13 protein-coding genes are annotated in these 14,332 nt (G+C 68.2%); 8 read left to right on the forward strand and 5 right to left on the reverse strand.

The features are described 5' to 3' along the window. Positions 1-10 precede the first annotated feature (10 nt). Positions 11-2,287 (reverse strand): glycogen debranching protein GlgX, encoded by a 2,277-nt coding sequence (glgX, locus tag OG966_RS28285; protein ID WP_326652723.1) that lies wholly within the window; start codon positions 2,285-2,287, stop codon positions 11-13. Between the two features lie 199 nt (positions 2,288-2,486). Here glgX and OG966_RS28290 point away from each other — a divergent pair, with 199 nt between their 5' ends. The 6 genes from OG966_RS28290 to OG966_RS28315 all read left to right on the forward strand — a co-directional run bounded on the left by OG966_RS28290 (position 2,487) and on the right by OG966_RS28315 (position 9,132). Then, positions 2,487-3,698, forward strand: a complete 1,212-nt coding sequence (locus OG966_RS28290) for a L,D-transpeptidase (protein ID WP_326652724.1) — start codon at positions 2,487-2,489, stop codon at positions 3,696-3,698. A gap of 184 nt (positions 3,699-3,882) precedes the next feature. Further along, positions 3,883-5,133, forward strand: coding sequence for a L,D-transpeptidase (locus tag OG966_RS28295; RefSeq protein ID WP_326652725.1), 1,251 nt, complete (start codon positions 3,883-3,885; stop codon positions 5,131-5,133). Positions 5,134-5,219: 86 nt separating this feature from the next. After that, positions 5,220-5,990, forward strand: coding sequence for an enoyl-CoA hydratase/isomerase family protein (locus OG966_RS28300; protein WP_326652726.1), 771 nt, complete (start codon positions 5,220-5,222; stop codon positions 5,988-5,990). 262 nt (positions 5,991-6,252) lie between these two features. After that, entirely contained in the window at positions 6,253-6,756 is a 504-nt protein-coding gene (locus tag OG966_RS28305) for an ATP-binding protein (RefSeq protein ID WP_326652727.1), read from the forward strand. A 409-nt stretch (positions 6,757-7,165) separates the two neighbouring features. Further along, a complete protein-coding gene (locus OG966_RS28310) occupies positions 7,166-7,945 on the forward strand; it encodes a polysaccharide deacetylase family protein (protein ID WP_326652728.1) in 780 nt (259 codons plus the stop codon). Positions 7,946-7,953: 8 nt separating this feature from the next. Continuing rightward, entirely contained in the window at positions 7,954-9,132 is a 1,179-nt protein-coding gene (locus OG966_RS28315) for a YncE family protein (protein WP_326652729.1), read from the forward strand. A gap of 184 nt (positions 9,133-9,316) precedes the next feature. Here OG966_RS28315 and OG966_RS28320 read toward each other — a convergent pair whose 3' ends face one another. Then, complete coding sequence (locus OG966_RS28320; RefSeq protein ID WP_326652730.1) at positions 9,317-9,955, reverse strand: GNAT family N-acetyltransferase; 639 nt, start codon at positions 9,953-9,955, stop codon at positions 9,317-9,319. Positions 9,956-10,140: 185 nt separating this feature from the next. Here OG966_RS28320 and OG966_RS28325 point away from each other — a divergent pair, with 185 nt between their 5' ends. Continuing rightward, positions 10,141-10,356, forward strand: a complete 216-nt coding sequence (locus OG966_RS28325) for an EF-hand domain-containing protein (RefSeq protein WP_326652731.1) — start codon at positions 10,141-10,143, stop codon at positions 10,354-10,356. 103 nt (positions 10,357-10,459) lie between these two features. On the opposite strand, the gene OG966_RS28330 is transcribed toward OG966_RS28325, so the two are convergent. After that, positions 10,460-10,852, reverse strand: a complete 393-nt coding sequence (locus OG966_RS28330) for an STAS domain-containing protein (RefSeq protein ID WP_326652732.1) — start codon at positions 10,850-10,852, stop codon at positions 10,460-10,462. A gap of 266 nt (positions 10,853-11,118) precedes the next feature. Between OG966_RS28330 and OG966_RS28335 the strand changes: the two genes are divergently transcribed. After that, on the forward strand, positions 11,119-12,177 hold the full coding sequence (locus OG966_RS28335; RefSeq protein ID WP_326652733.1) for a phosphorylase family protein: 1,059 nt from the start codon (positions 11,119-11,121) through the stop codon (positions 12,175-12,177). Between the two features lie 443 nt (positions 12,178-12,620). Here OG966_RS28335 and OG966_RS28340 read toward each other — a convergent pair whose 3' ends face one another. Continuing rightward, complete coding sequence (locus OG966_RS28340) at positions 12,621-13,520, reverse strand: nucleotidyl transferase AbiEii/AbiGii toxin family protein (protein ID WP_326652734.1); 900 nt, start codon at positions 13,518-13,520, stop codon at positions 12,621-12,623. Then, complete coding sequence (locus tag OG966_RS28345; protein WP_326652735.1) at positions 13,520-14,134, reverse strand: type IV toxin-antitoxin system AbiEi family antitoxin domain-containing protein; 615 nt, start codon at positions 14,132-14,134, stop codon at positions 13,520-13,522. The genes OG966_RS28340 and OG966_RS28345 overlap by 1 nt, the downstream gene beginning before the upstream one ends. Positions 14,135-14,332: the final 198 nt, after the last annotated feature.

Here is a 14,332-nt window from a genome sequence, read left to right on the forward strand (position 1 = left end):
CGTCCTTTGGTCACGTTCTGACGCGAAGCAGCAGCACCGACCGCGCCGGCACGGTCACCGTCTCCCCACCGGGATGCACGGTGCCCGGCGCCGTCTCCTGGTCCTCCCGCGAGGTGTCGACCACCAGCTCGTACGCCTGCGCCCAGGGCGGGCCGGGAAGCCGGAAGCTCGTCGGCCGGTCCGCCGAGTGCAGCACCGTCAGGAAGCTGTCGTCCGTCACCTCCGCCCCGCGCGCGTCACGTCCTGGGATGTCGCGGCCGGAGAGATAGAGCGCCAGCGTCGACGCCGGGGCGTACCAGTCCCGTTCCGTCATCTCCGTGCCGTGCGGCGTGAACCAGGCGAGATCCCGCAGCCCGTCCGCCGCCCTCGCGCGGCCCGAGAAGAAGGCACGGCGGCGCAGCACCGGATGGCTGTGGCGCAGCGCCAGCAGCCGGGTCGTCAGCTCCAGCAGTCCGCGCGGGCCCGGCTGCTCGCGCAGTGACCAGTCCACCCAGCCGATCTCGTTGTCCTGGCAGTAGGCGTTGTTGCTGCCGCCCTGTGTACGGCCCATCTCGTCGCCCGCGACCAGCATCGGCACCCCCGTCGACACCAGCAGCGTCGTCAGCAGATTGCGCAGCTGCCGCCGCCGTAGCGCGTTGATCTGCGCATCGTCCGTCTCGCCCTCGGCGCCGCAGTTCCATGACCGGTTGTCGTTCGTGCCGTCGCGGTTGCCCTCGCCATTGGCCTCGTTGTGCTTCTGCTCGTAACTGACCAGATCGCGCAGGGTGAACCCGTCGTGCGCGGTCACGAAGTTGATGGACGCGTACGGCCGCCGGCCGCCCCAGGCGTACAGATCGCTGGAGCCCGACAGCCGGTATCCGAGGTCCCTCACGTCGGGCAGCGCGCCGCGCCAGAAGTCCCGTACGGCATCGCGGTAGCGGTCGTTCCACTCCGTCCACAGCGGCGGGAACGCCCCCACCTGGTAGCCGCCGTTGCCCACGTCCCACGGCTCGGCGATCAGCTTCACCCGCCGCAGCACCGGATCCTGCGCGATCACCGCGAGGAAGGGGGAGAGCATGTCGACATCGTGCATGGAGCGCGCCAGCGCCGCCGCCAGGTCGAAGCGGAAGCCGTCGACCCCCATTTCGGTCACCCAGTAGCGCAGCGAATCGGTGATCAGCCGCAGCACATGCGGCTGCACCACATGCAGGGTGTTGCCGCACCCGGTGTAGTCCGCGTACGTCCGGGGGTCCGACTGAAGCCGGTAGTAGCCGCGGTTGTCGATACCGCGCAGCGACAGCGTCGGGCCCAGCTCACCCGCCTCCGCCGTGTGGTTGTAGACCACATCGAGGATGACCTCGATCCCGGCGGCGTGCAGCGCCTGCACCATCCGCTTGAACTCGCCGACCTGCTGACCGCTCGTCCCGCTCGCCGAGTACGCGGCGTGCGGCGCGAAGTAGCCGATGGAGTTGTAGCCCCAGTAGTTGCGCAGGCCGCGCCGCAGCAGATGGTCCTCGTGCGCGTACTGGTGGACCGGCAGCAGCTCGACCGCCGTCACCCCGAGCCGCACCAGATGCTCTGTCGCCGCCGGATGCGCGAGACCCGCGTACGTGCCCCGCAGTTCCTCCGGAACCCCCGGATGCAGCTTGGTGAACCCGCGCACATGCAGCTCGTAGATGACCGAGTCCGCCCACGGCGTCTTGGGCCTGCGGTCGTCCGTCCATTCGTCGTCGGGGGCGTCATCGTGGACGACGACGCCTTTGGGCACATACGGCGCCGAGTCCCGGTCGTCCCGCACCGTGTCCGCGACATGCTGCTGCGGCCAGTCGCGCACATGCCCGTACACCTCGGCGGGCAGTCGGAACTCGCCGTCCACCGCGCGTGCGTACGGATCGAGCAGCAGCTTCGCCGGATTCCATCGCGCGCCCGTCCACGGGTCCCAGCGGCCGTGCACCCGGAAGCCGTACCGCTGCCCCGGCCGTACCTCGGGCACAAAGCCGTGCCAGATCTCATGGGTCAGCTCGGTCAGCGGCAGCCGCGTCTCGGTGACGGAACCGCCCTCGTCGCCGAACAGGCACAGCTCCACCGCCTCCGCCCCGCCCGCCCAGAGCGCGAAGTTCGTGCCCGCGACCCCGTCGGGTCCGACCCGGAAACGCGCCCCGAGCGGCGTCGGCGCCCCCGGCCATACGGCCGGCCTGCGGGCACCTGTCTCTCTGTGGCGGCCGTTGACACCGACCGCCGGGAGTGGGCCGGGAAGTTCGCCCCGCACCCCCTCCTGCACTGTCTCCTGCTCGGCTGCGCTAGACACCTGCCGGCCTCCCGCGGCTCATCGGGCCCCGCCGGGGGTGCCTCCCAGGCCCGAAGGGCTCTGGGGGAGTACTGCTCACGGCGTCCCGGCCGCGGCACCCCACGCGTGGTCCTCCCACCTGTTCTGCCCGCACTGCTCTCATACCAACATGGCCCCGCGCTCACGTTTCCCCTGGAGGGGGGCGGTCGTTGGTCGGTACGTGAGACATGTACTGAAGCGGGCAGGACGGGGCGCGGCCGTCGTCCTGACATGGGCAGGACTGATGGCCGGGCTGGCCGGATGCACCGGCGCGGAGCTCGACATCGGCAATAAGCCGCGGTCGCCCGAGGACGCGATCCAGGTCGTCCCCGAGGATGGCGCGAAGGGGGTCGGCCCTGAGGGCCCGCTCATGGTGAAGCTGCCCAGCGGGCGGCTCGAGCGGGTCAGGGTGATGCAGGTGGAGGACGGCCGGCCGACCGAGGTCCCCGGCGTGGTCTCCGAGGACGGGCTGCGCTGGAACCCGGCCGAGGGCACGCACCTCGATCTGTCTGCGAAGTACAGCGTCGACGTGGTGGCGCTGGACGGACACGGCCACCGTCAGGCCCGCCACACCACCTTCACCACACAGATTCCCGAGCGCCGTTTCATCGGCTACTTCAAACCGGAGAACCGCTCGACCGTCGGCACCGGCATGATCGTTTCCTTCGACTTCAACCGGGAGATCGAGAACCGCGAGGCCGTCGAACGTGCCATCCGCGTCACCTCCGAGCCGCCCGTCGAGGTGGTCGGCCACTGGTTCGGCAAGGAGCGCCTCGACCTCCGTCCGCGGGAGTACTGGAAACCGGGCACCAAGGTCACGGTCGATGTGCGGCTGCGTGATGTCGAGGCGGCGCCGCGGGTGTACGGCATCCAGCAGAAGACCGTCGCCTTCACGGTCGGCCGCTCGCAGGTCTCACAGGTCGACGCCACGGCGCACACCATGCGGATCACGCGCGACGGCGCCGTCCTGGCGACTCTGCCCATCACTGCGGGAGGGCCCAAGACGACGACGTACAACGGCAAGATGGTGGTCTCCGAGCTGTTCGACGTGACCCGGATGAACGGCCGGACGGTCGGCTTCGGCGGCGAGTACGACATCAAGGACGTCCCGCACGCGATGCGTCTGACCAACTCGGGGACGTTCCTGCACGGCAATTACTGGGCCGCGCCGGAGACCTTCGGCTCGGAGAACGTGAGCCATGGCTGCGTCGGACTGCGCGACGTCAAGGGCGGCAGCGAGGACACCCCGGCCGGGTGGTTCTTCGACCGGACGCTGATCGGCGATGTGGTCGAGGTCGTGGGCTCACAGGACAAGCGGGTCGACCCCGACAACGGTCTCGGCGGCTGGAACCTGGACTGGAAGGCGTGGAAGGAGGGTTCCGCGCTGCGCTGACCCTCGCTGACCTGCAAGGCCCGCACCGTCTCAGGTGAGCCCGGCGGACAAGTTGGGACTGAACGGTGACATTCGTGGGGAGGTTCACCTACCCACGGTGTGATTATCTATCGCCGTGCGTGCGTGAGGCGCGCGGGGGTGCGGGCCGTGGCGGGGCCAGGCCGTGCGAGGGGAGAAGACCATTTTGAACGGGCAGCCGATATCGGGGGCATCGGCCGGGGCGGGAAGCGGACGCGGGCGTGGGGGCGCCGCTCTGCTGGCTCTGGTGCTGGGGGCGTTGCTGGTGCTGGTCACGGCTTGCGGTGGTGGGGGCTCCGGCAAGGGCAGTGACGACAAGGACAAGAAGGACGGCGGGAAGGTCGGGAACGCGGCCTCCCAGGCGGTGGTGACCATCGCGCCCAAGGACGGCGCCCGGTCGGTAGCCACCAGCGGCGCACTCAAGGTCACCGCCGAGAAGGGCAAGCTGACCACGGTCACGGTCCAGGACGACAAGGGCTCCGCGGTCGAGGGCAAGCTCGCAGCGGACGGCGCCAGTTGGCAGCCGCTGCAGCACCTGGCGGGCTCCACCAAGTACAAGGTGCACGCCATCGCCAAGGACGCGGACGGCCGTGAGTCGGCGAAGGACACCACCTTCACCACGCTCGTCCCGAAGAACACCTTCCTCGGGCAGTACACGCCCGAGGACGGCGCGACGGTCGGCGTCGGCATGCCGGTCTCGGTCAACTTCACCCGTGGCATCACCAATCCGGAGTCCGTCGAGAAGGCCATCAAGGTGACCGCGGAGCCGGCCGTGCCGGTCGAGGGCCACTGGTTCGGCAACGACCGTCTCGACTTCCGCCCGGAGAAGTACTGGGCCGCGGGCACCAAGGTGACGGTCAGGCTCAGCCTGGACGGCGTCGAGGGCCGCCCCGGGGTGTACGGCAAGCAGTCCAAGACGGTGAAGTTCACCATCGGCCGCAGCCAGGTCTCCACCGTGGACGCCGGTGCGCACACCATGAAGGTCGTACGGGACGGCAAGCAGATCAAGTCCATTCCCATCACCGCGGGCGCGCCGTCGACCACGACGTACAACGGCCAGATGGTCATCAGTGAGAAGTACAAGGTGACCCGGATGAACGGCGCCACCGTGGGCTTCGGCGGCGAGTACGACATCAAGGACGTGCCGCACGCGATGCGTCTGTCCAGCTCGGGCACCTTCATCCACGGCAACTACTGGGCCTCGTCCGGGACGTTCGGTTCGTCGAACGTCAGCCATGGCTGTGTGGGTCTGCGCGACGTCCGGGGGGCGTACGACGACGGCACCCCGGCGGCCTGGCTCTTCGACCGGTCGATCATCGGCGACGTGGTGATCGTGAAGAACTCCAAGGACCGCCAGATCGCTCCGGAGAACGGTCTGAACGGCTGGAACCTGTCCTGGGCGGACTGGACCAAGTAGTACGTCCGCCTTCCGGAAACGCCGGACCCGGTGCTGTGAGCAACAGCACCGGGTCCGTTGTCGTTAGCGACGGTTAACCTGCCTCCATGACGACTGTTGCACTCGAGGTCTCCGAAGGCGTCGGCACCATCCGACTGGACCGCCCGCCGATGAACGCCCTGGACATCGCCATCCAGGACAGGCTGCGCGAGCTCGCCGAGGAGGCGACCCGCCGCGACGACGTGCGGGCCGTGATCCTGTACGGCGGCGAGAAGGTGTTCGCGGCCGGAGCGGACATCAAGGAGATGCAGGAGATGGACCACGCGGCGATGGTCGTGCGGTCCCGGGCCCTGCAGGATTCCTTCACCGCTGTCGCCCGTATCCCCAAGCCCGTAGTCGCCGCCGTCACCGGCTACGCACTCGGAGGCGGCTGCGAGCTGGCCCTCTGCGCCGACTTCCGGATCGCCGCCGACAACGCCACGCTCGGGCAGCCCGAGATCCTGCTCGGCCTGATCCCGGGCGCCGGCGGCACCCAGCGGCTCTCGCGGCTGATCGGCCCGTCCAAGGCCAAGGACCTGATCTTCACCGGCCGCATGGTGAAGGCCGAGGAGGCGCTGGCACTCGGTCTCGTCGACCGCCTCGTCCCCGCGGCCGAGGTGTACGAGCAGGCCCGCGCCTGGGCCGCACGGCTCGCGCGGGGGCCGGCGCTGGCGCTGCGTGCCGCCAAGGAGTCCATCGACGCCGGCCTGGAGACGGACATCGGGACGGGCCTCGCCATTGAACGCAACTGGTTCGCGGGCCTGTTCGCGACGGAGGACCGCGAGCGCGGGATGCGCAGCTTCGTGGAGGAGGGCCCGGGCAAGGCCAAGTTCCTCTGAGCGCGGGCACGTTGGACACATCGATGCCGGGCGTCAACCCTGTGACCGGCTTAGCCGAGTCTTAAAGGAGCCTTAAGGCCGAGCGGGCCGCTGCGCTGAGTGATCATCTGTGAGCGAGGCGTCAGCGCAGCTCAGCGAGTGTATGAATGGCTGCATGGGGCCAGTGGCATATGCCATTGAGTTGCGCGGGAGTGGATTGTTCCGGGGGGCCTATTCCCCCGGAATGGCCCCGGAAGCCGCTCATTGCGGCCATGATGGGGGCATGGCGGGCCTGGAGGGTGTGGAGCAACCGCGACAGCGTGGCAGCGCTCCCGTCGCGCGGCGGGTTCCGGCCGTCGAGGATGAACAGGCGCTCAAGGCTCTGGAGTTGTTCGGCAATCCGACGGACGAGGAAGTCCGACTGCCTTCCCGCCCCGAATCCGCCGCCACCGCACGCCGGCTGACCCAGTGTGTGGTGCTGCGCCAGTGGGCGCTCTCCGCGCAGACCGCCGAGCATGCGGTGTTACTCGTCTCGGAGCTCGTCGGTAATGCCGTGCGCCATACCGGCGCGCGCGTCTTCGGGTTGCGGATGCTGCGGCGTCGCGGCTGGATCAGGATCGAGGTCCATGATCCCTCCCGCGGGCTGCCCTGTCTGATGCCGGTCCAGGAGATGGACATCAGCGGCCGCGGCCTCTTTCTCGTGGACAAGCTCTCCGACCGGTGGGGCGTGGATCTGCTGCCCCGCGGCAAGACCACCTGGTTCGAGATGCGGGTCTCCGACCGCTGAGGAGTCGGGCGGCGAGGTGCCGCGATCGGCGGACCGGGAAACAGTGGACCGGGAAACACAGAAGCCCCCTGAGCGGGGGCTCCTGTGGAGCGCCGTGGATTGGGGGGTGTATCCACGGCGGCTTACGACGACCTGGCCCGGGTCAATGGGGTCGTGTCACCGACTATGGCAGACGGGCGCCGCGGCGCCAAAAGTCTATAGGCGTTGAAAGCTGTCAAATATGGACATGTGTGAAGTGAATCGTAGGTTAGATGGGCCACTTGCCTGGTAAACGGTGCATGAATATAGATTGCATCGAGTGTTTTAGTGGCCCACCGTCCCGGCGACGGGCCTCGCGGTCGCGACCCGTAATCACCCTGAATTTGGACAATCGTTATCTTGCGGGCAGTCCGCGCCTACTGTGCTTCCCGTGACCTCGATCGACCGCCGCAGCGCACTGCGCGCAGGAGTGGGTGCGGCCGTCGCGGGTGCCCTCGCCACGAGCTGCACCGACGACAGTCCCGCTCCGCCGCCGCCCGCACCGCCCGCCGCCCCCACGCCGCTGCCCCGCGGTTCCCGTCCCGGCCCCGCTCCCCGCCGCTTCCCCGGACAGCCCGCCCGGATCGCGCACGGTCCCCGCGACCGGGACCGGGTGGCCCTCACCTTCCACGGCCAGGGGGATCCGGCCGTGGCCAGGGCGTTACTGGCCGAGGCCGAACGGGCCGGGGCCCATGTCACCGTCCTCGCCGTCGGCAGCTGGCTCGACGAGTACCCGGCCCTCGCCCGCCAGATCCTCGACGGCGGGCACGACCTCGGCAATCACACCCAGCGCCATCTGGGCATCTCGGAGATGTCCGAGACGCAGGCGTACGCCGAGATCACCGGCTGTGCCGAGCGGCTGCGCCGGCTCACCGGCTCCATCGGCACCTGGTTCCGCCCCTCCCGAACGCGCGACGCGACCCCCCTCGTCACCGCGCTCGCCCACCGGGCCGGCTACCCGCATGTTCTCTCGTACGACGTCGACTCCCTCGACTACACCAAGCCCGGCGCCACAGCCGTCACCCGCAATGTCACCGGGCAGATCCGGCGCGGGTCGGTGGTGAGCCTGCACTTCGGCGTTCCCGACACGGTCGCCGCGCTGCCCGCACTCCTCGACGACCTCAACCGCCGCGGCCTGCGCGCGGTGACCACCACGGAGCTGCTGATCTGATGCACCCGATGACTCCCCTCGCCAAGCGGACCACCGCGCTGCTCGCGGGCGTCCTGCTCGCGCTGCTCGCGGGCTGTAGCTCACCCCCCGACCGGACGGAGGCGCTCGCCACCAAGGCCGCCGCGCCGCCCGCCAAGCCCCGGTACGGGCAGCACTCCTGGCTGCGTGGCATGCCGCCCGTGCTGGACCCGCATGACGTCTACTCGGCGGACCGCCCGGGCCGGCTCTCGCCGGCGGTCAACGGCTTCCCGTCCCGGGTCTACGTCCCCAACACCAACTCCAACACCGTCTCGGTCATCGACCCCACGACGTACAAGGTCATCCAGACGATCCCGGTCGGCGTCCAGCCGCAGCACGTCGTCCCCTCCTGGGACCTCAAGACGCTCTGGGTCAACAACAACCGCGGCCATACGCTCACCCCGATCAACCCCGCCACCGGCGCCGCGGGCAAGCCGGTCGACGTGCACGACCCGTACAACCTCTACTTCACGCCCGACGGCAAGTACGCGATCGTCATGGCCTCGCTGGACCGCGAGCTCGTCTTCCGCGACGCGCACACCATGAAGCAGATCAAGAGCACCCCGGTCTCCTGCTACGGCGTCAACCACGCGGACTTCTCCGCCGATGGCCGCTTCTTCATCGTCTCCTGCGAGTTCTCCGGCGAGCTGCTGAAGGTCGACACGGAGGAGATGAAGGTCGTCGGCCGGCAGAAGCTGCCCTTCAACGGTGCGATGCCGCAGGACGTGAAGATCTCGCCGGACGGCAAGACCTTCTACATCGCCGACATGATGGCGCACGGCGTGTGGGTGCTCGACGGCGAGAAGTTCACCACGCCCGGACTGCTGCCCACCGGCAAGGGCTGTCACGGCCTCTACGTCAGCCGTGACTCCAGGGAGATGTACATCTCCAACCGCGGCGAGGGCTCCATCTCCGTCTTCGACTTCGCACAGAACAGACTGACCAAGAAGTGGACGCTGCCGGACGGCGGCAGCCCCGACATGGGCGGTGTCTCGGCGGACGGCAAGGTGCTGTGGCTGTCCGGGCGTTACGACTCCGAGGTGTACGCCATCGACACCACGACCGGTAAGCAGCTGGCCCGTATCAGGGTGGGCAGCGGTCCGCACGGTCTCGCGGTCTATCCGCAGCCCGGGCGCTACTCGCTGGGTCACACGGGCATCTTCCGCTAGGCAGCGCCTCGGGGATCAGCCCCGGACCCGCGCCTCGAACGCGGGCGGGGCCGCTATCCGGCCCCGCCCGCGTTCGAGGACACGCCCCGCGGTTAAGCACGGCGCCGCCCGGCGGGCGAGTTCTGTGGCGCGGGCGGCGTGCTCGTCCGGCTCGTCCGGCTCGTCCGGCCGACTCGACCACGGTTCATCGGGCCACGAACAGGGCTTCGGAGCCCACCGGCCGGAAGCCCGCCGTCTGGAACGTCCGTACGCTGCGGGCGTTCCCCGGCGACTGCTGGGCCCACACCACGGAGTCCGGCACCAAGTGGCGGGCCGCCACAGCGAGTTCCACGCCGAGGCCCCGGCCGCGCGCCTGCTCGTCCACCTCGATCGCGGCCTCCCAGCGGCCCGCGACGCCCCGGCCGAGTACCAGCACCCCGCCGTCCGCGGCCCAGACCCTCACCCCCTCGCGGAACTTCAGGGCGCGTGCCACCCGAGGGTGCTCCGGGTCCTCGATCTCGCGCAGTTCGAGCGCCGGTCCGCCCCGCAGCGCGCCGGCGACCGTCATCAGGTCGATGGTGTGCATCGAGCGGCCGGTACGGGCCAGCACGGCGGAAAGGAACGCAGGGTTCATCGCCGCGGCCAGCCGGTCGCACGCGGTGGCGGCCAGCTCTGCCCGTACCCACTCCGGATCCTCGTCCGTGAAGACCACCGAGTGCGCGGTGAACGCCATCACACCGGCGTCCCGGACGCTCGGCTGACCGATCACGGTAGTGGATCCGTCCGGTGGCGGGAACTTCCCGCGTGCTGCCGCGGCCAGGATCTCCGCCAGTGCCTTGCTCATCTCGTGTCCCTCTCCGCGACGTGAGCCTCCACCCGAACCCGGGCTCTCCCTGGAGGACGTACGCGGAGTGCTCCAGGGTGCGACAAGAGCCGCGGCCGCCTTCGATCGGACGGCCGCTGCCGAGAGGGCTCATCGGGGCGGTTAATCTGACCCCGTCAGTAATGCACCAAGGAGGGGCGGAAGCAGTGGCGGACATCGAAGAGGCGCGCAGGGCGTTCGAGCGCTACGACCTGGACGGCGACGGCCTGATCACGGCGAGCGAGTACAAGAGCGTGATGGCTCAGCTGGGCGACTTCCATGTCACCGAGACGGTCGCCGAGGCAGTGATCAGGACGAAGGACGCCAACGGCGACGGTCAGCTGACCTTCGACGAATTCTGGGCCTCGCTCAACAAGGCCTGAACAGAGCTGCACAGGGCCTGAGCTGAACAGGGCCTCGCCAGAGCTGCGCAAGGCCTTGACGCACCGGAGCGGCTCCCCGGCCAGGCCGGGGACCGCCCGGACTTCATCCGCCCTGCGCCGCCAGTGCCGCGTCCAGCGTCGGCAGCGTACGCAACACGTCCAGCACGCCGCCCGCCTTGAAGACGCGCAGAATCGTCGGCCGGGCGCAGACCACGCACAGGCGGCCGCCGAACTCTGTGGTGCGCCGTCGGGCCCGGCAGAGCAGCGCCAGCCCGGAGCAGTCCAGGAACTCGACATGCGTCAGGTCGACGACCACCTCGTGGGCGCGGACCGAGGTGACCACATCGAGATACGCGCCGACCACCGTCACTGCGGCGATGTCGATCTCGCCACGCAGCTCGACGACGGTGCGTTCCTGTCGTCGGTAGACCCGGCCGTACGCTCCTGGGAGCGTGGCGAGTAAGCCGTACGGCCTGGACGTCAGCCCCTCGGACATCTGGGTTTCTCCTTGCTGGGTAGTGCCCGATCTGATCACCGGGGGGCTTGGGTGAACAGGCTGTGAGACTAATGCGGAGGCTCGGGCCCGTGGCAGAGAAGAAACGTTCGGAGCTCGGAAAACTCACCCTTGCGGGTGAATCCTTGCGAACTGTCTTGACGTGCGTGCGGTAGGTGCGGATCAGCACTCGATGATGTTCACCGCGAGGCCGCCGCGCGCGGTCTCCTTGTACTTGACCGACATGTGGGCCGCTTTTGATCACGGGTGTGACCTGCGGATTTGGCGCGGGAAGTCCAACTGGCGTCACGTCAGGGATTTTTCAGGGACTTCATGCCGACAGTTACCTACAAAGGTATCCGGAGTACGTCTCAAGAATCGGAGCTGGCAATCTGACGTCGGCCGTCATCGCTGAGCGTGTCCGCCAGTGGCTGCGCCCGCAGGCGTTGCTGTTCGTCGGCGTTGCGGGTGGACTGAAGCCAGAGGCCCGACTCGGTGACGTTGTGGTGTCGACGAAGGTTCACTACCTGCATCCGGGCAAAGAGACACCCGAAGGCTTCAACGCCCGACCGGTGCCAGGCGCTGTGGCGCACAGGTTGGAGCAGGCGGCAGGAATCGCCTTGTGCTCGGAAACCTGGCGCAAGTGGGTTCCTGATGAGGTACGAGCGACCTGGCAGGAAACCGGTCCGCACGTTCACTTCCAGCCCATCATCGCCGGTGAGGTCGTCCTGAATTCCCCGGTCACTCCTCTGCGTGACCAGATCACGTTCCACTACGGTGACGCCCTGGCCATCGAGATGGAGTCCGCCGGCGTTGCCCGTGCCGCCGACCTTTCGGAGGGCCTTCGGATACTCACCCTTCGAGGCATCAGCGACCACGCCGATGCCAACAAAGGTGAAGCCGATGCATCGGGTTCGCAGCATCGGGCGTCCGCACATGCCGCCGCCGCGGCGGCGGCCCTCGCGTGTGAGCTGCTGCCAGAGACGGCTGGACCTGGCGGTTCGAGCCGCGCCGTACGCTCTGCGGGAGCTATTGACGAGGCGTCAGCACCGGAGGCCGAGTGGGTGAGGGCCCTGATGGCCTTTGACGACATGGCCAGGGGGGATTTCCGGCATAGCCTTCTCACCGACATGGGGCGCACACTCGGCCTGCCTCATGCATTCATGGCGGCGGAATCATCCGTGGCCCGTGATCACGTGCGGGAGATCGTCCGTCGGATGAACGCCTACCGGGATCCTCCTGCTGCACGCACGGCCCTCTACGCCGCTCTTGAGTACGCTCGTCCTGACGACGGGGCCCTTGAAGGGCTGAGCCGGTTGTTGCCATGACGAATGAGGTTTTCACCGTACAGGCCCCGCGTTGGTGCCGCGTACGTGCCGACAGCTCTCCCGACGGGGACTTGTTCCCCTTGGACGACGACGGATTCCTGGGCGGCGAGCACATTTTGGCGCCCCCTGGGTCCGAGGCCACTGCGGGTCTGCTCGTTGCCCCGGGTGACGTCGCCCGTGAGGGGGCAACCGTGTTGCTGGGTGAGCCAGGTGCCGGAAAGGCCTCCTTGCCTTGGCCGCCGGGCTCCAGGCCACTGTTCCGGACCCACGTAGCCCCAGTTCGCAACGTTGTCCTACGGATGGGAAGTTCCCGCATTTCCCCGGCATCACGAACGAGTGGGCATCCACCACTCCGTGTGTCGTGCGCCTCCGACAGTCAGTGACAGGACGTCATTGACGCTTCGGGACGTGGGGCATCTCCTGCGGTTTGTGAGCAAGTTGGATCACGTCCACGTACTGGCTGAGCTGTTCCAACTACGTGTGGCGGCAATGCCTGCGAGCAGTGGGTCTGCGAATGCGATGACTAGGCCGACCACGTCAGTGAAGAGATTCGGATAGCCGGTCGAGGAAGGCCCCTGTCGGCGGCGCCAGGCGGCGTAGGAGGATTGGCGGCGCTCGGCGAGGTCGGTGATCGCGGCGCTGAGGGGCTTCAGCTCGATGCCGCGGTGTGTGGCGGTGGCGGTCAGTGCTGCGGCCAGTTCGTCGCCGTTGAGATTGTTGAGCGTCAGCAGGCGGTAGAGGTCCGCGTAATCCCGGTCGCGGGTGTTGAGATCGCCGAGTGAGATGGCGGTGGAGAGCTTCTCGGCGATGATTGTGGCGAGCGGATAACCGAAGAGTTGGAAGCTGTCCGTGGTGAGGTGCTGCGGGTAGTTGATGGTCTGAGGTCCGGGAGTGACGGGGTCGCCGAAGCTGATGTCCAGTTGGAGCTTGAGACGCGCCCGGGCGATCGATGCGGCCATGGACAGCCGTAGGCCGTGATACTCGTCCTCCTCTCGGATGGGTTCGGTTCTGAGCGTGGCGGAGTCGTATGCCACGCCGTCGTCGACCTCAGTGGTGGCGATCGCGGCGATTCTGCGGATGATCTCGGCTTCCTCGCCGGAGAACGCGCGGCCGAGGATGTCGATGTCACGGGTCATCCGGCGGGCGCCGAACTGGGCGAGTAGCAGGCCGCCCTTGAGGATGAAGTGCTCGCGGCCGAGGGGGGATGCTGCCAGGCGGTAGAGGAAGCGTTCGAGTACGTACTCGACCATGACCTCGTCCGTTGAACGGCCGTTGCGACGAGCCAGATTGCGCAGGTCGTTGTAGACGCGGCCTGCGGTGGTATCGCGAGTTGGGTTGACCATCAGGCGAGCACCGCCTCTACGGCGGGGCGGATGACGGAGAGCGCCCCCAGGTCGCGGGCGATGAGTTGGAGTTCGCCGACCCCGCTCCGTCCGCTGCGACGCAGGTAGCGGCCGAGTGCGGACAGGGCCATGGTCTCGCCGATTCTGCCACGGTGGCGCATCGCGTCGACGACGCTGCGGGCGGCATTGTATGCGGGAATGGTCTCTCCTGGTGCGGCCTCGAACCGTTCGACGCCGAGGTTGAAGGTCTTCGCCGCGTACTGCGCCACCACGGTTGGGGGATAAGAGATCGTGGGACGGCGTGATCCGCGTGGTATGGCGATGTGTACGGCACTGGGGATGTCGTCGATCAGCTCGTGCAGAGCCAGGGCGGACTCCCCGCACAGGACAGCGCGAGGCGCCCGCGTACACACGGCCAGTAGGTCTGCGTATGCGGTCTCTGGCGCGTCTGCCCGCCGGTACACACCACGGGATAGTTCGTCTATCTCTCCTTCGGCGACCAGGTACGCCAGATCGCGAGCGGAGAGCAGGGCCTGACGTGCCTGCGCTGTCGTGAACGTAGGGGAGAGGCCGGCCAGCCGCTGCTCCAGGCGCGAGTTTTCCGCAGCACTCATGTATCGAATGATACCCCTCTGGTGGGCTTAGGGGATCGATTTGATACATCCAGATGGTGGGGGCAGAGTTCCCGTCGTTGACTATGTGCCACGAACCCGCAGGTCAGACGCCCATCCCGTGGGATTTCCCAGGGACTTTTCAGGGACTTTCACTTCTGTCCCAGGGCGTTTCCAGGGACTTTCCGCCACGTAAGCAGG

The sequence above is a fragment of the Streptomyces sp. NBC_01750 genome (assembly GCF_035918095.1).
GTDB lineage: Bacteria > Actinomycetota > Actinomycetes > Streptomycetales > Streptomycetaceae > Streptomyces.